This window comes from Taibaiella lutea (assembly GCF_008629695.1).
Classification (GTDB): Bacteria; Bacteroidota; Bacteroidia; order Chitinophagales; family Chitinophagaceae; genus Taibaiella; species Taibaiella lutea.
The window spans coordinates 569602-589410 of record NZ_VWSH01000004.1; the positions used below are offsets into that span (position 1 = coordinate 569602).

At 39.7% G+C, this 19809-nt stretch carries 19 protein-coding genes; 14 read left to right on the forward strand and 5 right to left on the reverse strand.

What is annotated here, in order from left to right:
- Positions 1-394: 394 nt before the first annotated feature.
- The 3 genes from F0919_RS17455 (at position 395) to F0919_RS17465 (ending at position 2216) form a co-directional block, all read left to right on the forward strand.
- Positions 395-643 carry a hypothetical protein gene (locus F0919_RS17455; RefSeq protein ID WP_150034071.1) on the forward strand — a complete coding sequence of 83 codons (249 nt, stop codon included), beginning with the start codon at positions 395-397 and terminating at the stop codon, positions 641-643.
- 188 nt (positions 644-831) lie between these two features.
- Complete coding sequence (locus F0919_RS17460) at positions 832-1461, forward strand: JAB domain-containing protein (RefSeq protein WP_150034072.1); 630 nt, start codon at positions 832-834, stop codon at positions 1459-1461.
- A 206-nt stretch (positions 1462-1667) separates the two neighbouring features.
- On the forward strand, positions 1668-2216 hold the full coding sequence (locus F0919_RS17465; RefSeq protein ID WP_150034073.1) for an REP-associated tyrosine transposase: 549 nt from the start codon (positions 1668-1670) through the stop codon (positions 2214-2216).
- A 368-nt stretch (positions 2217-2584) separates the two neighbouring features.
- On the opposite strand, the gene F0919_RS17470 is transcribed toward F0919_RS17465, so the two are convergent.
- Positions 2585-3199, reverse strand: coding sequence for a TMEM175 family protein (locus tag F0919_RS17470; protein ID WP_150034074.1), 615 nt, complete (start codon positions 3197-3199; stop codon positions 2585-2587).
- A 579-nt stretch (positions 3200-3778) separates the two neighbouring features.
- On the opposite strand from F0919_RS17470, the gene F0919_RS18495 reads away from it, so the two are divergent.
- The 7 genes from F0919_RS18495 (at position 3779) to leuS (ending at position 12112) form a co-directional block, all read left to right on the forward strand.
- The gene (locus F0919_RS18495) at positions 3779-3928 is read left to right on the forward strand and encodes a hypothetical protein (RefSeq protein WP_190277424.1); all 150 of its coding nucleotides are present in this window, start codon (positions 3779-3781) and stop codon (positions 3926-3928) included.
- A gap of 305 nt (positions 3929-4233) precedes the next feature.
- Positions 4234-5544, forward strand: a complete 1311-nt coding sequence (gene rimO / locus F0919_RS17475) for a 30S ribosomal protein S12 methylthiotransferase RimO (RefSeq protein WP_150034075.1) — start codon at positions 4234-4236, stop codon at positions 5542-5544.
- Between the two features lie 80 nt (positions 5545-5624).
- The gene (locus F0919_RS17480) at positions 5625-6716 is read left to right on the forward strand and encodes an anhydro-N-acetylmuramic acid kinase (protein ID WP_150034076.1); all 1092 of its coding nucleotides are present in this window, start codon (positions 5625-5627) and stop codon (positions 6714-6716) included.
- Positions 6717-7034: 318 nt separating this feature from the next.
- Positions 7035-7733 (forward strand): peptide-methionine (S)-S-oxide reductase MsrA, encoded by a 699-nt coding sequence (gene msrA / locus F0919_RS17485; protein WP_150034077.1) that lies wholly within the window; start codon positions 7035-7037, stop codon positions 7731-7733.
- Positions 7734-7760: 27 nt separating this feature from the next.
- Complete coding sequence (msrB, locus tag F0919_RS17490; protein ID WP_150034078.1) at positions 7761-8288, forward strand: peptide-methionine (R)-S-oxide reductase MsrB; 528 nt, start codon at positions 7761-7763, stop codon at positions 8286-8288.
- A gap of 112 nt (positions 8289-8400) precedes the next feature.
- Positions 8401-9147 (forward strand): hypothetical protein, encoded by a 747-nt coding sequence (locus F0919_RS17495; protein WP_150034079.1) that lies wholly within the window; start codon positions 8401-8403, stop codon positions 9145-9147.
- 139 nt (positions 9148-9286) lie between these two features.
- Positions 9287-12112 carry a leucine--tRNA ligase gene (gene leuS / locus F0919_RS17500; protein WP_150034080.1) on the forward strand — a complete coding sequence of 942 codons (2826 nt, stop codon included), beginning with the start codon at positions 9287-9289 and terminating at the stop codon, positions 12110-12112.
- 79 nt (positions 12113-12191) lie between these two features.
- Here the strand turns inward: leuS and F0919_RS17505 are convergent, their stop codons facing one another.
- Positions 12192-13520, reverse strand: coding sequence for a saccharopine dehydrogenase C-terminal domain-containing protein (locus F0919_RS17505; protein WP_150034081.1), 1329 nt, complete (start codon positions 13518-13520; stop codon positions 12192-12194).
- 186 nt (positions 13521-13706) lie between these two features.
- On the opposite strand from F0919_RS17505, the gene F0919_RS17510 reads away from it, so the two are divergent.
- Entirely contained in the window at positions 13707-14159 is a 453-nt protein-coding gene (locus F0919_RS17510) for a hotdog fold thioesterase (RefSeq protein WP_150034082.1), read from the forward strand.
- A 122-nt stretch (positions 14160-14281) separates the two neighbouring features.
- Positions 14282-14995, forward strand: coding sequence for a glycosyltransferase family 2 protein (locus F0919_RS17515; RefSeq protein ID WP_150034083.1), 714 nt, complete (start codon positions 14282-14284; stop codon positions 14993-14995).
- Between the two features lie 13 nt (positions 14996-15008).
- On the opposite strand, the gene F0919_RS17520 is transcribed toward F0919_RS17515, so the two are convergent.
- The 3 genes from F0919_RS17520 to F0919_RS17530 all read right to left on the reverse strand — a co-directional run bounded on the left by F0919_RS17520 (position 15009) and on the right by F0919_RS17530 (position 17828).
- Complete coding sequence (locus F0919_RS17520) at positions 15009-16235, reverse strand: 4-hydroxy-3-methylbut-2-enyl diphosphate reductase (RefSeq protein WP_150034084.1); 1227 nt, start codon at positions 16233-16235, stop codon at positions 15009-15011.
- Positions 16236-16292: 57 nt separating this feature from the next.
- Complete coding sequence (locus F0919_RS17525) at positions 16293-17240, reverse strand: arginase (protein ID WP_150034085.1); 948 nt, start codon at positions 17238-17240, stop codon at positions 16293-16295.
- A gap of 105 nt (positions 17241-17345) precedes the next feature.
- The gene (locus F0919_RS17530) at positions 17346-17828 is read right to left on the reverse strand and encodes a TlpA family protein disulfide reductase (RefSeq protein ID WP_150034086.1); all 483 of its coding nucleotides are present in this window, start codon (positions 17826-17828) and stop codon (positions 17346-17348) included.
- A gap of 159 nt (positions 17829-17987) precedes the next feature.
- Between F0919_RS17530 and F0919_RS17535 the strand changes: the two genes are divergently transcribed.
- Both F0919_RS17535 and F0919_RS17540 read left to right on the forward strand, forming a co-directional pair.
- Entirely contained in the window at positions 17988-18956 is a 969-nt protein-coding gene (locus tag F0919_RS17535) for a polyprenyl synthetase family protein (protein ID WP_150034087.1), read from the forward strand.
- A gap of 195 nt (positions 18957-19151) precedes the next feature.
- Positions 19152-19790 carry a nucleotide exchange factor GrpE gene (locus F0919_RS17540; protein WP_235903542.1) on the forward strand — a complete coding sequence of 213 codons (639 nt, stop codon included), beginning with the start codon at positions 19152-19154 and terminating at the stop codon, positions 19788-19790.
- Positions 19791-19809 lie beyond the last annotated feature (19 nt).

The window sequence follows — 19809 nt, forward strand, 5'->3', positions numbered from 1 at the left end:
GGTGCGAAGGTGGATGTAATAAGCCCAGTATCTGATATGGATATCGGCTATTTAATTGGCAATTCTTATACATTACCTATGCTCCCTATTAATTGGCCTGCCATTAACAGTGTGGTTTCAGGAGGCTTCAGGCTCTATAAGATGTTATATATATTGAAACTTGAAATAGTGCTCTGTTATTCGCGTTTGAAAAAATATAAGCGATAACTAAAAATTACCAAAGCCTCTACAACACTGATTATTATAACAAGTCTTTGTGTTTGAACTTCAAACTTTCAATATTGAAAATCGTTAAAAGGCAGCTACAGAAATTGGAATTCTTAAAAGAATCAACTCCGGAAAGAAAATTTTCCACGAGTAATAAAGGAGTTATATTAAATGCATCGAAATTGATATGTATATACCCGTGAAGCAACCGTCAATTAAAGGACTTGCCAGATTATTGAATATTACGATAGAAGAATGCAAAAAATTAAAACACGCACCTATGATAGAAGAGAGAAACAATATGGGAGCTGTTACAGGCTACTTCATGCATATAAGTCCAAACAATGATGCCTTGTTATTGTCGAAAATCATCATTGTAAAAAGTAATTTTATCTGGTTCAGCGTAAAACAGATTGCCGGCATTGCAAAGATATAAAGTTGAGGAAGCTGTAAAAGCCCGATAGGGATAGAAGGGGAAACGTTTACATAAACACTACCGCCGTGGTTGGTGTCTCACCAACCACACTCTTGTCCCCGCATCGTCTCCCGCAGGGGACGTTGCGAAACGCTTAAACAAGAATGAGCGGAAAACCTTACATTTATGCCGTATATAGTGAATGTGCAATGAACATACGTTTAAAAAAAGAGGAAAAAGTAGAAGTTTTGTGTGCTGACGACCTTTACGGCATTATGCAGCGTGTATTGGTGCGAGAAAGCCGGATAGACCGCAACCGCGAGCATCTGTGGACCGTAAGCCTTGACAATGCTTACCGCATACTGAACATTGAACTCGTAAGTTTGGGTACCATCAACAAAACTCTCATTGAACCGATGGAAGTGTTTAGCATTCCCTTGCAGAAAAGAGCAGTTAAAGTTATTCTGGTGCACAACCACCCCAGCGGTGAACTTACACCCAGCGAACGCGACAAAGACGTTACCGACCAACTAATACAAGTGGGCCGGATAATGCACGTGCCGCTAATGGATCACCTCATCATCAGCGAGGAAGATTATTACAGCTTTATGGACAGCGGCTTGCTGAAGGAACTACAGCAAAGCCTTAAATATGTGCCCGCCTACGAAATCAAAAGACGCTACGAAAAGGCGGCGAGAGAAAAAGGAGAACAACGTGGTGAAGAAAAGGGCAAAAAAGAAATTGCCCGTCAGATGAAGAAAAAAGGTATTGATGTGGAACTGATAATGGAGTTTACCGGTTTAAGCAAAGCTGTTATCGGAAGGTTGAAGGAGGAATAGCGTTCCGCCGTTGTTGGTGTTTTCACCAACAACATTCCTAATGCTGGTGCAGGCCTGCGGCCTGTTCTTATATACACAACATTTGTTTGTCCTCGCAGCGTCCCTTATGCTGGTTCAAGCCTGTTCTAAAACATACGACAGTCATTTCAAATAAATGGCTGTCGTGTTTTTATGTATAAAATGGTAGATTTAACTTTTGATTTATCATGAGTAGAAAATATAAGTTCTTAAATCCGGAAGGTCTTTATTTTGTCAGTTTTGCTACTGTCAATTGGATGGATGTTTTTGTAAGGGAAGCGTATTTTTGCATTGTTACAGATAGCCTGAATTATTGTAATGACCATTTGGGAATGGAAATATTTTGTTGGTGTATCATGCCAAGCCATGTACATTTAATTTTCAGGGCAAAAGAGAATAATCCGAGTCAGGTTTTAGGTAGGTTCAAAGAGTTTACCTCAAAACAACTGGCAAAAGCGATACAACAAAATATTACAGAAAGCAGAAGAGAATGGATATTATGGATGATGCAACGTGCAGCGGAAAAAAACAGTAGCGTTAGTAAGTTTCAGTTTTGGCAACATCACAATAAGCCAATTGAACTTTGGAGTGTTGAAGTCATTGAACAGAAAGTAAATTATATTCATGACAACCCGGTAAAGGCAGGTTTTGTTTTGGAATCTTTTCACTGGAAATACTCGAGTGCTTCCGATTATGCCGGAGTGAAAGGTTTAGTGAAGATGGAGTTACTCTGGTGATGTGTCAGAACAGGCCACAGGCCTGCACCAGCGTAAGTAAATTTTTATTTTTTTCATACAGTTCCGCTTGTGCAAAGGTACTTCTCAAAATTCTTTCTAATGTTAGTACAGGCCTGCGGCCTATTCTGTTATGTACGCTGCGAAACGTTTTGTAAATACTCACCGACCACCATCTTATGCTAGTGCAGGCCTGTGGCCTGTTCTGGACGCTGCGAAATGTTTTGTAAATACTCACCGACCACCATCTTATGCTAGTGCAGGCCTGTGGCCTGTTCTGGACGCTGCGAAATGTTTTGTAAATACTCCTCGCTGGTGCAGGCCTGTTCCTCCGCCGTGGTTGGTGTCCCACCAACCACAATACAGATAAATCACCTTTTTTTACGCCTGCGCAACACACTCTGAAATGCAAAGGCCGCATAGCATATAGGTCCATACTGTAGTGAAAACGTAGACACTACTATTACCAATGTATATACTACTATTGGAAACAATAACTCAAGCCTGTATTGCGCAATAGAAGGTGCATCTTTACCCACGAGGCCATTACCCTTGTTGAGCGTGTAACTAAAAAGCATATAGTTTAACAAGGCCGCGAATATGTAGTTGACATTGTAAAACACCATCGGCACAACAGTAGATGAGTGATTATTTTCGAAAACAAAAGCGGTAGAAAACGGCAGAAATATTATAGTCAGCAAAAATGCCATATTCAGCGATATAAACTTTGATGTATAGTTTTCTACATACCGCATCAGTTGATGGTGGCGTACCCAGAACAGCCCGATAAAAATGAAACTTAATGCTACCCCAAAGAACATAGGGGCTATATTCAGCAACCCATTAATTGCTTCTTTTGAACTTTCACCGTCATGCAGATGGGGAGGCTTTACTTCGATTATCATCAGTGTGATAGCTATGGCAAATACTGCATCGCTGAAAAAAGCAATCCGTTCTACTTGAAAGCCTGTCTTGTTGTCGCTCATGTTGAAATGTAATATTACAGGTATATATGGTTCTCATTAATAGGCCGTTAAAATACATTTTTTTAAGATAAAAACAAGCCATACCACCGCTGTTTTCACCATGAAACAGCCTCTCCCGAAGCAGGCGCTGCAAAATATTTATGTAAATACTCAACCGCCGTGGCTGTGTCTCACCAATCATATACAGACAGAAAGAATGGCAAATATTCAATAAGCACAGTAATTAAAGCTAAAATGATACACTCCCGCCGTGGTTGGTGTCTCACTAACCACAAGACAAATCGTAGAAAAAATGGCAAATATGCAATAAGCGCAGTACACAAAGCTGAAGTGATAAGAGGCAAATCCCTGCCCTGTTACTCATTTTCAAGCCTCATAAAAATAGCTGCAAGCCACCCATCTCCCCCTTCAACCCACTTTGCTCCCGACGCGAACGGCTACATCACATGATAATCAGCCATTTGCAAACACGCAAGCCTCCTGAAATTTCCCGCAAGCCTCTCTTACATCTTTGCGAACCCCTCTTACATTCGTGCGAAGACCTCATGCATATAATCGGTTTTAATATAATCAGAAGAAATGACCGCTGACGTCCGTGAAATGACCTCTTGCACAAAAGAAATGAACGCTGACACAAAAGAAATGAACACTGACGCAAATGCGAACACCTCTTGCAGCGAAGAAATAGCCCTTGCGCAAGTGCAAACACCTCTTACTCAAAGGAAATAAGGTCTGACACAAAATCTATGACCGCTGTCGCTGCTGCAAACGCCTCATGCGCGAAAGCGAACACCTCTGAGCGCGCGGAAATTTTAATGATATTTTTTGCACGTCGTGCAAAAATGAGCTAAACAATGCCTTAAATGGAATAAATATAATCCCGCAAGCCCTGAAAGGGCGAAAGCAAATAAGATAGGAGGAAATCTTATCCCAAAAAGCCTGTTCGTTAAACATTTAATCCGCTTCAAACCCCGATAGATTATGGCCTTTTCATTCCATTAATATGAATTACCTTTGCAGACTTAATTGAAGGGATGAAAAGCAGAACATTAAAACAGAATAAAGTAAATATCATTACCCTGGGTTGCTCCAAAAACATGGTGGACAGTGAGGTGTTGGGTGGCCAGTTAAAGGCCAATAAAATTGGTGTGATTCACGAAAACGAAAAATTTGACCATAATATCGTAGTGGTAAACACCTGCGGTTTTATTGATAAAGCGAAGGAAGAATCTATCAATACCATATTGGAGCAGGTTGCTTACAAAGAAGCAGGCCGCCTTGATAAAGTCTATGTTACCGGATGCCTCAGTGAAAGATACCGTGGAGATTTAGCAAAAGAAATCCCGGAAGTGGATGCATGGTTCGGAACTTTAGAATTGCCATTCATGCTGAAAGAGCTGAACGCCGATTTTAAGAAAGAATTGTTGGGTGAGCGTATGCTGGCAACGCCCAAACATTATGCTTACCTCAAAATATCGGAAGGCTGTAACCGTACCTGTTCTTTTTGTGCCATTCCTTTAATGCGCGGCGGACATGTTTCCAAAACCATTGAAGAAATTGTCACCGAAGCAAAACATCTGGTGAAGAATGGTGTAAAAGAAATCATGCTGATTGCGCAGGAATTGACTTACTACGGTTTGGATATTTATAAAAAGCGTGCCCTGCCCGATTTATTAAGGCATCTTTCCGACATTCCAGGTTTAACTTGGATTCGCCTACACTATGCTTATCCTTCCAAATTCCCGATGGATATTTTAGACGTAATAAAAGAGCGCGACAATATTTGTAATTACCTCGATATGCCGTTGCAGCATTGCAGCGACAATATGTTGAAAGCTATGAAACGTCAGATTACCAAAGCTGAAATGACGGATTTGATTCACTCCATCCGTGACCGTGTCCCTGAAATAGCATTGCGTACCACAATGATTACCGGCTTTCCCGGTGAGACACGCGATGATGTGGAAGAGCTGAAAGCCTATCTGGAAGAAATGCGTTTTGAGCGTGTCGGTATCTTTACCTATTCGCATGAAGAAAATACTTCTGCCTATGATTTAGAAGACACTTTATCTTCCGAAGAAAAAGAAGCACGCGCCCAGGAAATTATGGAAGTGCAGCAGGAAATTTCTTACGAAAAAAATCAGGAATTGATTGGCAAGGAATTCAAGGTTTTGATTGATAAAATGGAAGCCGGAAGATATATAGGCCGTACGGAATACGACAGCGTGGAAGTGGACAATGAAGTAATTATCCATTCCGACGAAGACTTACCAATTGGCGATTTTGTACAGGCGAGAATTACAAAGGCTTTTGATTATGATCTGGAAGCGGAAGTCATTAAATAATACAGCTCACAAAGACACAAAGGCTCCAAGTAATAGCTCTGTGTCTTTGCGCCTTTGTGAGAAAATCAAATACAAAAGAAATGGTTTATAATGTTATCGGCTTAATGTCAGGCAGCTCTTTGGACGGGCTTGATATTGCCTTTACACAATTGACGGAGATCAGTGGCAAATGGAGCTTTGAAATATTGAATGCCGAATGTGTGCCCTATCCTTCCATGCTTGCCGATGATTTGAAGCGTGCCAGTAAAATGTCTGTTCCTGAATTCTTACGTTTACATACAAGTTTTGGGCATTACCTTGGAGAACAGGTCGTTCAGTTTATTGACAGAAATAACCTGCAACATAAAGTTCACTTTATTTCCTCTCACGGTCACACTGTCTGGCACGAACCTAATACAAAAACAACTACCCAAATCGGGGACGGCGCTGCTATTGCAGCCTGGACATTACTGCCAACCGTAACCGATTTACGCAATATGGATATAGCCCTCGGCGGACAAGGCGCTCCCATTGTGCCCATTGCGGATCAAATGCTGTTCAGCGATTATGATTTTTGTCTGAATATAGGCGGCATTGCAAATGTCACTATCAACAGTACCGAAGAACCTCTGGCTTTCGACATTTGTCCTGCCAATCAGTTATTAAATTTCTTTGCCAACAAACAATCCAAAGAATACGATGACAAAGGCCTGATGGCAAAAGCAGGTGTTCATAATGTAGATGTATGGCAACAGGCAAATGATATTACATTTTATAAAAAGCAAGCGCCAAAATCCCTGCATAACGATTTTGTACACGAAGCCGTATTGCCTCATTTCGCTTCCATTACCAATGATAATGATGCGCTGCATACTGCTACCAAACATATAGCTACTCAGATTGCAAACGCAATATTACCTTACCAAAACCCTTTACAGACACAACGGATGCTTGTAACCGGTGGTGGCGCTTTCAATGAGTTTTTACTGGAAATCTTACAGGAAGAGCTCAATAAAAACGGCAATATAGAATTGGTGGTTCCTGATGAGCAAACCATCAAGCATAAAGAAGCATTGGCAATGGCTTTAATCGGCGCTTTACGTTGGAGAGAAGAAATCAATGTACTGCATTCTGTTACCGGAGCTACGCGTAGCAGCGTTGGTGGCGCCATGTGGCTGCCTCCGGTAGATTAAATAATACTTTGCAATTCCCAAATCAATACATTTTTAAAAGCAAGGCCCGGCAGCCTTGCTTTTTTAGATATTGCCAATTATCAACTTAGTTATTATAAGGCTAAATAAAACCGATAGAAAATAATGATAACGTCATGCTTGACAAAAAGCAATTGTTGATTTCCGGCGGCAATATCAAAACCAAAAGAGCGTTAAAACCGTATATTTATAGAAGGAACTACCCATCTCTATAGGTTCCGGAAACATAGATTTAACGAATCATATTGAATAAACCGATGAAATTTTCGTAAATTTTATCAATTAAAAAAAGGAAAAAGAATGAACTACACATTTTCTGCTTTCAGAAAGCAAATAAAACACTTGTATTTCTTATTGCTCGCTATTCCCTTCGCTGCTTGCGGGCAACAGGGCGAGCACATGAAGCCTACATCAGCTTTTAATGAAATGACAAGTCCCCAAAAGGACAGCAACATTGACAAGAAAACAACGGACACCGCAACTTTTGCAGCCGGATGCTTCTGGTGCGTAGAAGAACAATTCAAACAGCTAAACGGAGTAACGAGCGTAACATCCGGCTTTATAGGCGGAAACGTTCCTCACCCAAGTTATAAGCTTGTCTGCACAGGAACAACAGGCCATGCCGAAGCCTGCAATATCATTTACGATCCTTCCAAAATTTCTTATGATGAATTATTGGCCGCCTTCTTTGTGGCACATGATCCAACCCAGCTGAACAGGCAAGGCAATGATGAAGGAACGCAATACCGTTCCGCTATTTTTTATCACAATGACGAGCAGAAGAAACTGGCGCAATATTACATTAAGCGATTGGATGAAGAAAAAGCCTACAACAGTAAAATTGTTACGGAAGTAAGTCCCTACACTGTTTTTTACAATGCGGAAGATTATCATCAGAATTATTATGATAACAATACCAATCAGCCTTATTGTCAAATGGTCATAAGGCCGAAGCTTGATAAATTCCGAATGGTATTTAAAGATAAGTTGAAACAATAATTTTAAAAACAAAAAGCAATATTAAAAATGAAAGCAATCCCTCTATTGATTTTGCTGTTTTGTACCTTAGCAGGATGTAATGGTAATGCACAACAAAACAAAAGCGTAATGGAACAAAATCATAAAAACAATCCTTATTATTCGCGCACAGATACTGCGCATTTGAATGTCAGCAATGAAGAATGGAAGAAAATTCTTCCTCCGGATTTATACAATGTTTCCCGCGAACAAGGCACGGAACGTGCTTTTACGGGTAAATACTGGGATGCAGATGCTCACGGAACTTATTATTGCGCCGTTTGCGGCAACAAATTATTCCGTTCTGACGCGAAGTTTGCCAGCAGCTGCGGATGGCCAAGCTTTTTCGAAACGGAAAGGCCCAACAGTGTCATATATAAAGAAGATAATTCTTATGGCATGAAACGTACGGAAGTGGAATGCGCAAGATGTAATTCGCACCTGGGACATATATTTGACGATGGCCCAGCTCCAACCTACAAACGCTTTTGCATGAACTCCGTTTCACTGGATTTTGAACCGGATAACATTAAATAACAATTGATTTTATTATCTGAAGAGTTGCCTGCTTTTTAAAAAAGCAGGCAACTCTTTTTTTTTGAGGTTATGTAATTCATTAGCTTTACAAAAACAATCACCAAATAAGAAAATGAAAAAACTTTTAGCCTTTCTTCCAATTTTGTTATTCCTTTTCTCCTGTAAAAACCCATCATCCGACAAAGCGCCGGAGGAGCAAACTGCCCTTACTGATACCGTAAAGCAAATTGATAACAGCAGCAAAACAGAGCTTATTTACCGGATTGCCGATTCTTTAATTAATAATCATGGTGAAAACATCTGGAATTTGTCGGATGTCGACACCACAGATTTTTTTGACAGCAAAGATTATTTTACAGATAAGCATTATAAAACGGAACTCATATTGCTATCCGGTGAAGCCGGTTCTTCTTCCGGTACGGCACGCAATTTATTATTGTTATTTTCTGACAATTTTAAATTGCTTTGGGAGGGCCAGGAAGGTGAATTTTCTGCATCTGATATTCAGGATTTAAATAATGACGGCATTAAAGAAATTGTAATTCGCAGTGCTACAGTATGGATGGGTGAATGCCATGATATTTATGACATTATCAATTTCAAGGGCGGCAAAAAAAGAAATTTATTCTCTGCACATTCACAATCAATAGTTGATTGCGGCGGCGATTTTCTGCCAAACTACAAAGCGGGCGATACCGTCGAAACGAAATATGACTGTAAATTGAACAAAATGCAGGATGGTACTTTCTCTGTTTATCAGATAAAAGCTGTCAAACTGCATAATGGCGGCACTACCGAAGATGATATCATGAAGAAATTAGTGACCTATACCGATACGGCAGAGATAAAAATACAATAACAAGTTCGGCTATAAATTACACAACCTCAATTGTATTTTTCTAACTATTAAGATTAGAGTAAATTTGCGTTCTCGTAAAGTTGCCAGCTTTATTAAAAGTTGGCAACTTTCTTATCAAAAGTCGAACACAAAATAAAAGATGGAATATAATTTTCAACAAATAGAAAAGGCTGCGAAGGAATTCTGGCAGGAGCAGCAGGTATATAAAGTAAGTAACGAATCATCCAAACCCAAATATTATGTTTTGGACATGTTCCCTTATCCGAGTGGTGCAGGTCTGCATGTCGGTCATCCTTTAGGTTATATTGCTTCCGATATTTTTGCACGTTATAAAGTCATGAAAGGTTTTAACGTGCTGCACCCTATGGGCTTTGACGCATTTGGTTTGCCTGCGGAACAATATGCCCTGGAAACCGGTCAACATCCTGCTGTTACAACTGAAAAGAATATTGCCCGCTATAAAGAACAGTTGAATAACATCGGTTTCAATTACGACTGGACACGCGAAGTACGCACGAGCGATGCAAAGTATTATAAATGGACACAATGGATCTTTGTACAATTATTCCAGTCATGGTTTAACAGGAAAACCCAGAAAGCGGAAAAGATTGAATCATTGATGGAACTGTTCAATAAAGAAGGCAATGCGTCAAACCCGGCTCCGGGAGATGATACCCTGTCTTTTACTGCCGAAGAATGGAACCTGAAAAATGAAGCAGAACAACGCGCTGTATTGATGCAATACCGTTTGGCTTATCTTGATCATGCAGAAGTCTGGTGGTGTGAAGCATTGGGAACGGTGTTGGCTAATGATGAAGTAGTGAACGGAGTAAGTGAGCGTGGTGGCTATCCTGTAGAGAAAAAGAAACTAAGCCAATGGTTTTTGCGCATTACTGAATTTGCAGACAGGCTGATTGACAGCCTGAACAACCTTGAATGGAGCGAAGCCATGAAAGAAATGCAGCGCAACTGGATTGGAAAGAGTGAAGGAGCATCTGTGAAATTTCACCTCTCCCCGGCCATCTCCAAAGGAGAGGAAGATGCGAGTGGGGTCATAGAGGTCTTCACTACCCGACCCGATACCATCTTTGGTGTTGACTTTATGGTGTTGGCTCCGGAACATGAACTCGTCAATGAAATAACAACAGCAGCGCAACAAGCAGAAGTTGAGAAATACGTAGCTTATGTTAAGAGCCGCAGTGAGCGCGAGCGTCAGGCAGAGAAGAAAATAAGCGGCTGCTTTACCGGCGCTTATGTTGTGCATCCGTTTACAGGAAAGGAAATTCCTGTTTGGATTTCTGAATATGTATTGGCCGGATACGGAACAGGTTCAATTATGGCCGTTCCTGCAGGTGATGACAGGGATCATGCTTTTGCAAAACATTTCAATATTCCGGTTACCAATATTTTCGGTGATTTATATAATGGCGAGGCTGCTGTTTCTGATAAGAATGTTACGATTCAGAACAGCGAATTTATAAGCGGACTTAGTGTAAAAGAAGCTGCTGCAAAGGTTTTAGCGGCATTGGAAGAAATAGGAATCGGTACGCGCAAAATCAATTACCGTTTGCGCGATGCAGGTTTTAGCCGTCAACGTTATTGGGGCGAGCCGTTTCCGGTGGTTTACAAAGGAAATGTGCCTTACATCATCAATGAAGCTGGAGCCAACCTTCCGGAAGCCATGCAGCAACTGCCTTTGGAGCTACCTCATGTTGAGAATTACAAACCGGGACCTGAAGGTGAAGGGCCGTTGGCAAATATTGCAGACTGGGTGATGGTTACCAATAATGATGGTGAGATATTGAAGCGCGAAACCAACACCATGCCGGGTTATGCCGGCAGTAGCTGGTATTTCCTGCGTTATATGGATAATGGCAACGAGGAAACATTTGCCTCCCAAAATGCAACCGATTACTGGAATCAGGTGGATTTGTATATTGGCGGAACGGAACATGCCGTCGGACATTTGTTGTACAGCCGTATGTGGACAAAAGCGTTGTCTGATTTGGGTTTCCTTAGTTTTGATGAGCCTTTTAAAAGATTGGTGAATCAGGGAATGATTGGAGGAAGTTCAAGATTGGTTTATAGAATAAGTGGAACTAACAAGTTTGTATCAGCAGGATTGAAGGATAATTATACATGTGATGAAATCCATGTTGATGTAAATATCGTGGACGGTGTACAGTTGGATATTGAACGATTCAGACAATGGCGGGAAGAATATGCTAACGCTGAATTTCTTTTAGAAGATGGGAAATATATCTGCGGCTCTCTTCTTGAAAAAATGAGTAAAAGATATTATAACGTAGTCAATCCGGACGATGTAGTAGCTGAATACGGTGCCGATACCTTCCGTATGTACGAAATGTTCCTCGGACCTATTGATGTAAGCAAACCTTGGGATACCAAAGGCATTGAAGGCGTACACCGTTTTATTAAAAAGTTCTGGCGTTTGTTCAATGACGAACAAACAGGCTGGAAAGTAACCGATGAAACGCCTATTGATGCGGAACTAAAAGTATTGCATAAAACGATTCAAAAAATTGAAAGCGATACCGAGCGTTTCTCTTTCAATACAGCCGTAAGCCAGTTTATGATTTGCGTGAATGACCTGATGGATTTGAAATGCAACAAGCGCGCTATACTGGAACCATTGGTACAATTAATTTGTCCTTATGCGCCGCATATTGCAGAGGAGCTTTGGAAACAATTGGGCAATGAAGGTTCAATTATTCATGCTCCTTTCCCTCAGTGGGAAAGTAAATATACGGTTGAAAATACCAAAGTATACCCTGTAGCAATAAATGGTAAAAGCCGCACAGAACTTGAGTTTGACCTTGATGCTGATCCTGCATTTGTAGAGAAGGAAGTTCTTGCAAACCCTGTTATCCTGAAATGGCTGGATGGCAAGGAGCCCAAGAAATTCATCTATGTAAAAGGCAGGATGATTAACGTCGTTATTTAATAGTCTTATTTTAATCAAAGCGAAAGCGGCCGACATTTCTGTTGGCCGCTTTTCTATATTTGGGTCGGATACTAAAAAACTAATCAATCGATTCCATAAACTCAATACCATGCTTCTTCAATTCTTTCAGAACAGGAACATATACTTCCGGCATAACAGGAATGTTCACACCCAAAATACTTTTGGTATTTATTTCCTGTAACAGAATCTTCTTAGCCAATATAGCCATCGGTAAGCCTACTGTTTTAGACATAGCGCTGTGCTGGCGGCTTTCACCTGTAACAACCATTGTACTGTTGAACTTCACAATAACACCGCGGCGTTCATATTCAATCTGATGTTCCATTACAACCTGATCTTTATCCAATGCCCTCATTTTCCATTTTTCCTCTAACAAGGTTTGCAGAATCTGTGCAGAACTCATTTTGCCTATACCGTTTATTCTTCTGTTATCAAATAAACCAAGCCATTCAATTTGTTTTATCTCTTTATCATCCGCATCAAATTGCTTTTTGAAATTATCTTTCAAAGAAGCATCATTCTTACTACCGGTAACTTGCGCTGCCCAGTCAGCATAAGAAAGATTATCAACCTCAAGCGAATCATCTTCATTTACCAAACCTGCTTCGATAACTATATTCCATCCTTTCATAAATGAAGGGTGACGCAACGTAGCCCTCATAAAGGTTTTAACATCATCCAGGTTATAAAGATCCAGATATTTTATGGAATCCCTGTTAGGATAATAACCTAAAGGCCCTACACCTTCTACTTTAATCTTCTTTGTGGATGAAAAAAGCTGTTCGTATTTGGCTTCATGGATTTTACCGTTTTCAAGCCAAACCGCACCTTGCTTTCCTGCCAGTACAATGTTCTTCGGGTTCCAGCTTATTTTGTAATGCCATGGATTATCATCACTTTCCGGCGCTATAAGACCACCGCAAAAACTCTTGAAACTAACGATAGAACCGGCAATACGTTGTACGCCATGAATGATAGAACTTGAAGACATGTGATCTATACCCGGATCCAAACCCATTTCACACATGAAAGAAACACCTGCATTCTTGGCTTCTTCATCCAAAGCTTTAAGCTCATCGGAAACGTAGGAAGAAGTGATCAGGTTCTTTTTATACTTAATACAATCCTTTGCCAGTAAATAGTGCAAATCAGGTGGCATCAATGAAATTACGATGTCAGCCTGTTTTACCAAAGCTTGTCTTGCTGTTTCGTCTTTTATATCAATTACTGCTGCCTCGCCCTTTGGATGCCCCGCTAATTTCTCTGCAATCATTTCCGGATTTGAATCCATAACAATTACTCTCCACTTTTGTTTTGCATTGGTCAACATGTAGTCAATCAAATGAGAGGATGATTTGCCCGCCCCGGCAATAAGTACCTTCATCATAAAGAATCTTTTTGTATTTTACGTAATTGAATTAAAATTGATGAAGCAAAGATAATCTTTAATGCAATTAATTTTTTTTACATAAATAAAAAGATGGCTATTTTAATTGCAATCTTTATAAATTATAGATGAATTGGGTAACTAATCTGTCTTTAACATAATTTTTTACCCCAAAATGTCTTAAAAATGAGCATCTGGTACGACAAAAACTACACAATTGAAGCTTTGAACAGGCTTGGAAAGGACACAATGGCCGAAACTTTAGGCATGATCTTTACAGAAATCGGAGATGATTTCCTTAAATTGGAAATGCCGGTTGATAATAGATCAAGGCAGCCTTACGGATTATTACATGGCGGAGCGTCGGCAGCAATGGCAGAAACAATAGGTAGCGTGGCAAGTTCTATGTGTATCAATAATGAAAAGCAAATTTGCGTTGGCATTGAAATCAACTGCAATCATCTGAAAGGCGTTAAAAATGGCATTGTTACAGCCACTGCAACACCTTTACACCTGGGCGCAAGTTCCCATGTCTGGGATATAAAAATTACTGATGAAAACCGGAAGCTGATTTGTGTCAGCAGATTGACAGTTGCTATACTGAAGAAAAGAGAAGATACAAAAAGTCAGATATCTTAGCCTATCTTTGTCAAACCGCATTTTAACCAAATATTCTGTTAATTATCGAACCTCTTATTTCAAATAAAATCATCGTCATTCCTGTTTCGGTTTGTATCGTAACTAATAACTGGCACCCAAAATTGGATGACATCGTCAATCGTCTTGCTGATAAAGTATCAGAAATTCGCATAGGCTATGATGGTAATTTAAATGAAATATCTCCTGCATTAAATCATAAGGCGATCAGCATAGTACCTGTTGAATGGGAAGGATACAGTATTACAAAAAACAAACTTGCCTTGACTGCTGCCAATGACTGGATATTATCTCTGGACAGTGATGAAGTGCCTGATGAAAGTCTCGTATCTGCCATCTGCGCTTTAAATTTTGATACGCTTTCTACGAAAACACAGTTCAGTATCCGGCGGTATTCTTTTTTTGAAGGTAAAATGATGAAGCATGGTTCCTGGGGAAATGACAATGTCAGGAGGTTATATAACAAAACCCGGACACAATGGGACAATGCCCTGGTCCATGAATCACTGGAGCAAGATGCAGAAACCATTCATCAGAAATTGCAAGGCAGTCTGATGCATTTCACTGCTGATGATTATCAGACATTTTTAAATAAATCACAGCGATACGCAAGGCTTTCAGCTGATAAATATTTTCAGCAAGACAAGAAAGCAACACCGCTAAAAAGATATATTTCTCCCCTATTCTCTTTTGTAAAAGAATTTGTTTTTCAGGCCGGTTTCTTAGATGGTGCCCGTGGCTGGAAAATTGCAAAGGGGAATGCTATCTATACTTATTGGAAGTATAAGTTTCTAAAGGAAAAAGAAAAAAAAGCCTGATAATAGCAACAAGTTAAATCAGGGCTTCCTGCACTTTCATCAATTCAACTGCATTTCCCGAAAGCTCACATAACCTGTTAATAACCCTTTCCACCAAAGCATCGGGGCAGCTGGCTCCTGAAGTAATCAGCACCTTTACAGGTTCGTGTGCAGGAAAATATTGTTCCGTTATTTTTTCCTGATGCTGGTGTAAATCAAAGTGCTTTATTGTATTCAGATCTATAAGGCAATCTTCATGATTGATAAAGTAAGTCGGCAGTTTCAATTCGCATAGCTCGACAAGATGAGAAGTATTGCTGCTGTTATAACCACCGATTACCAGTGCAAAATCGGCCGTTGTTTCCAGCATGCCGCTTACGGCTGTCTGGTTGTCATTGGTAGCATAACACAATGTATCGCGTGTATCAGCAAACCTGTCTTTTATGCCGGTTTCATCCAGATTATAATGTTGCGCAATCTTTTGTTTCAGATAATCTGCAATACCCTGTGTATCGCTGGCCAACATAGTTGTCTGATTCACAACTCCTATTCTTTCAAGATCCGTCGTTACATCAAACCCTAAAGAATATTGCCCTTCAAACTCTTCATAAAAATTCGCAGCGGGTACTTCAGCTGATATATATTTGGCAAGCCTTTCAGCCTGTTTCAAATCTTTTACTACAATCGTTGGCGTATGCGCTTTACTGTGTGAGAATGTTGCTCGCGTTTCTTCATGTTTAGGTTTTCCATGAACAACAATCGTGTAACCATCTTTGCCAATCTTTTCACTACGGTTCCATACTTTTTCAACAAAAGGACATGTAGTGTTATATTTGGTAGGCTCTATGTTTTTTTCTTTAAGAATGGATTCAATTTCGAGTGTGGTACCAAAGGCCGGGATTATTACAATATCATCTTCATTGATATCATTCCAGGGAATAATTTGTTTGCCGTAAGTATCCATAATGAATCGGACGCCTTCTGCAATCAGGTCAGCATTCACCTGTGGGTTATGAATCATTTCACTTAAAAGAAATATCCTTTTACCCGGATTTTCGCTTACAGCCTTAAATGCAATTTCAATAGCATTTTCAACACCGTAACAAAAACCGAAGTGACGCGCCAATATAACTTCAAGGCTACCGATATGCAATATGGTAGGCTTAAAATCCTTTTTCAATTTATCTTCTTTCCTGCGTTGGTTCTTTATGGCCGTAATGAGCGGGCTACGGTAATGCACAGGAACTTCAAACGATTTCATCTGTTATGTTGTAGGTGCGAAAACACCAATAATGATGTTTCCATTTTCATTTCTTAACTAATTCACCAGTAATAAGTTGACACTTCTCTGAAGAATATTGAAGGCAATTTCAGCCATCAGGTTTTCTTTATCCAAAGTCGGGTTTACTTCTGTAATTTCAAAACAGCAAATCTTGTGATTCTGCATCAATGTTGCTAAAATATCTTCTGCTTCTTTTTCTTTCAGGCCATTGCTGACAGGCGTTCCGGTTCCTCTTGAAATTGAGCTGTCCAGGCTGTCTACGTCAAACGAAACATATACATCTTCGCAATTGCTCAGATGCAACATAGTCTGACGTACAATATTTTCAACACCTTTTTTACGTACTTCCTGTACCGGAATAACTTTGATGTTATGTTTTTTCAGCAAAGCTTCTTCTTCCTTTTCATAATCGCGCAAGCCAATAAAGACAATATCTTCCGGCATAATCTTCGGAAAGATCTTACCGATATTTTTCAGTTTGTTCCACCATTCCACAGTATTGGAATCCAGCTTATGCGTTTTGTTTTCCGTATTATCTTCACCTAAAGAGGCAGCCAGAGGCATACCGTGCATATTGCCTGAAGGTGTGGTATAAGGTGTGTGCATGTCAGCATGGGCATCAATCCATATAACACCTAAACGACCTTTGGGTTTTGCCATTTTGATACCTGCAATGGTACCTCCGGCAGTACTGTGATCGCCCGCCAGGATAATAGGGAATAAACCTGATTTCAGGGTTTCATTTACCGACTGAGAGATACGCTCGTACATGGTATAAACCCCTTTAATCCTTTTGGCGTAAGGCGATTCAACCGGTTCGTACAATAATTTATTTTCATCCGGAATAACTTCGGTAGGTATATTAACAAAAAGGCTACTCATGAAATCAAGAGCAGCAACTTTAATGGCATCTACACCTAAACTGGCACCACGTGTACCCGCACCAATTTCCGATCGGACTTCTATGATTTTAATATTTCTCATACGGGGTCAAAAATACGAAAAAGGCGATAGCTTTTCGAAAAACTATTGCCTTTTTAAACGATTATCTTATTGAATTTCTTAAAATAAAAGATTAAAGACATTTCGCTACAACTGTTTGTCAATCCATGTTTTCAACTCTTCAAAAGTAATTTCCTTAGCTTTTACCAAACGTTCGCCGGTGGTATTATTGATTAAGATAGTTGCAGGCAAGCCACCTTCCCATTCGGGAGCAAGCTTGGGAATATATAAAGTAGGATTGGTTTCATTGAACCATGCTACTTCGGGTTTCAATTGCTTCTTTCTGACCCAGGCTGATAATTTATCGGGATATTGTTCCTTAAAGTCAAAACTTACAAGGATGACTTTTACGGGCCGGTCTTTATAGGCTTCCTGCACTTTATTAAAAGCAGGCAGTTCCTTTACGCATGGAATACACCATGTCGCCCAGAAATTGACGATATAGATTGTATCCTTGCCCGATGTTCTTTTATTCAGGTCATCGGCAGCATAAGAAGCGATGTTTTGTGCACGGGATGAACCTGCAGCTAAAAGTGAAAACACGAAAACAAGGAAACATAACTTTTTCATAAAACAAAGGTAGGACAGTTATCCGAACATATTATGCTGCGAATGGGGAACAAAGGCGCTTACAATTAATTACCACCGTTTCTTACCCCGACAGACGATTTTTTGAACGAAACATTCCTATACTTATCTTAGCTTTGCTCGCTTAGAAAACAACCGATAATGCAATCATTTCAGGACATATCATTGATATTTGAAGAACATCTTAAAAGTTTCGTTCCCTTTCCCGCTCATCAGGAAAATTTGTATGAGCCATGCCGTTACTTATTGGAAGCCGGAGGGAAAAGAATCAGGCCTGCATTGTGCCTTATGGCTGCCGAAATGTTTGGCGGGATAAATAAAGATGTTTTTCATGCGGCAATGGCAGTAGAGTTGTTTCATAATTTTACACTTATCCATGATGACATTATGGATAAAGCGCCGTTGAGAAGAGGCAAACCAACTGTTCATGCGAAATACGGCTTAACGACAGGCATTCTTTCCGGAGACATTATGGGTATTTATTCCTATCAATGCTTAGGTCAGGTGAGTCCGCAATATCTGCCGGGTATTTTTGCCATTTTCAATAAAACAGCGATTGAAGTTTGTGAAGGACAGCAATGGGACATGGATTTCGAAAATCAGGATGAAGTATCTATTCATGAATACCTGAAAATGATTGAGTTAAAAACATCCGTTCTTTTGGCTGCAAGCCTTAAAATGGGCGCTGTTCTTGCCGGAGCGAGCGAAGAAGATGCACATAATTTGTATGAGTTCGGCAAGCACATGGGTATCGCTTTTCAATTGCAGGATGATTATTTAGACACTTTCGGTACAGAAGAAAAAATAGGTAAAAAACCCGGTGGCGACATACGGGCTAATAAAAAGACCTTCCTGATGTTGAAATCGCGCGAATTGGCCAATGAAAATGCTTTGGTTCAAATGGATGTGGCTTTGGAACAGGATGATGATGAAAAAGTGGAGAATGTTCGTAATTTATTTCTTGAATTAAATATTGATAAGCATAGCAAAGACATTATAAATCAATATTCTACCGAATCATTCAATTATTTGGATAAGATTAATTTACCGGAAGAAAAAAAGGTTTACCTGAGAAGCTTGGCAGAGTGGTTACTGGACAGACAGTATTAAAATAAAAGTCGATAGTCGTTAGTAAATTGTCAATAGTAAAAAGGACAAAAGAAAGAAAGACACAAAGTGAAAACTTTAAAATCCAAATTCCGATTCGCCTTTGTTGGCGTTTTTACCAACAAATAAAACGGCATTCAAAATGTCAATTTGACTTAATCGCTATGTTTGGCAAAACTTTTGAACAATATAAATCAGATGAGCAGATTTAACCCATTTAATAAAAAGAAAGAAATGAATAATAAAGACCAGGAGCTTCAAAATGAAGCAAATAACGATAACGAAAATAAAGAGCATAATATCGATGAGGCTGCCATAAACTTCAATGCAGATGATAGTTTGTCAGGAACGACGCATTTGAATGACGAAATGGCTAATGAAGAAATTGATAGATTTCAGGAGTTGGAAAACCAATTAAAAGAATCCAACGACAGGTATTTACGCCTTGTTGCTGAATTTGACAATTTCAGGAAAAGAACGGCAAAAGAGAAAATGGAATTGACCAAAACAGCCGGTGAAGATATTGTGAAAGCTTTATTGGATGTTGTCGATGACTCGGAAAGAGCCGCAAAACAAATGGAATCATCAGAAGATTTACCTTCAATTAAAGAAGGTATAAATCTGGTATTCAACAAATTAAAAAACACTTTACAAAACCGTGGCTTAAAAGCAATGGAAAGTAAAGATCAGGATTTTGATGTGGAATTGCATGAAGCCATCACTGAAATTCCTGCTCCGACCGAAGAAATGAAAGGAAAAGTAATAGACGAAGTGAGTAAAGGATATTTCTGGAACGATAAAATCATTCGTCACGCAAAAGTTGTGGTTGGTAAATAATCGATTAATGCAATACCGA

Bases quoted from the DNA above. Each gene is read 5' to 3' on its own strand.
- F0919_RS17455 (WP_150034071.1), top strand. From the start codon at position 395: ATGTATATACCCGTGAAGCAACCGTCAATTAAAGGACTTGCCAGATTA.
- F0919_RS17460 (WP_150034072.1), top strand. From the start codon at position 832: ATGAACATACGTTTAAAAAAAGAGGAAAAAGTAGAAGTTTTGTGTGCT.
- F0919_RS17465 (WP_150034073.1), top strand. From the start codon at position 1,668: ATGAGTAGAAAATATAAGTTCTTAAATCCGGAAGGTCTTTATTTTGTC.
- F0919_RS17470 (WP_150034074.1), bottom strand. From the start codon at position 3,199: ATGAGCGACAACAAGACAGGCTTTCAAGTAGAACGGATTGCTTTTTTC.
- F0919_RS18495 (WP_190277424.1), top strand. From the start codon at position 3,779: ATGACCGCTGACGTCCGTGAAATGACCTCTTGCACAAAAGAAATGAAC.
- rimO (WP_150034075.1), top strand. From the start codon at position 4,234: ATGAAAAGCAGAACATTAAAACAGAATAAAGTAAATATCATTACCCTG.
- F0919_RS17480 (WP_150034076.1), top strand. From the start codon at position 5,625: ATGGTTTATAATGTTATCGGCTTAATGTCAGGCAGCTCTTTGGACGGG.
- msrA (WP_150034077.1), top strand. From the start codon at position 7,035: ATGAACTACACATTTTCTGCTTTCAGAAAGCAAATAAAACACTTGTAT.
- msrB (WP_150034078.1), top strand. From the start codon at position 7,761: ATGAAAGCAATCCCTCTATTGATTTTGCTGTTTTGTACCTTAGCAGGA.
- F0919_RS17495 (WP_150034079.1), top strand. From the start codon at position 8,401: ATGAAAAAACTTTTAGCCTTTCTTCCAATTTTGTTATTCCTTTTCTCC.
- leuS (WP_150034080.1), top strand. From the start codon at position 9,287: ATGGAATATAATTTTCAACAAATAGAAAAGGCTGCGAAGGAATTCTGG.
- F0919_RS17505 (WP_150034081.1), bottom strand. From the start codon at position 13,520: ATGATGAAGGTACTTATTGCCGGGGCGGGCAAATCATCCTCTCATTTG.
- F0919_RS17510 (WP_150034082.1), top strand. From the start codon at position 13,707: ATGAGCATCTGGTACGACAAAAACTACACAATTGAAGCTTTGAACAGG.
- F0919_RS17520 (WP_150034084.1), bottom strand. From the start codon at position 16,235: ATGAAATCGTTTGAAGTTCCTGTGCATTACCGTAGCCCGCTCATTACG.
- F0919_RS17525 (WP_150034085.1), bottom strand. From the start codon at position 17,240: ATGAGAAATATTAAAATCATAGAAGTCCGATCGGAAATTGGTGCGGGT.
- F0919_RS17530 (WP_150034086.1), bottom strand. From the start codon at position 17,828: ATGAAAAAGTTATGTTTCCTTGTTTTCGTGTTTTCACTTTTAGCTGCA.
- F0919_RS17535 (WP_150034087.1), top strand. From the start codon at position 17,988: ATGCAATCATTTCAGGACATATCATTGATATTTGAAGAACATCTTAAA.
- F0919_RS17540 (WP_235903542.1), top strand. From the start codon at position 19,152: ATGAGCAGATTTAACCCATTTAATAAAAAGAAAGAAATGAATAATAAA.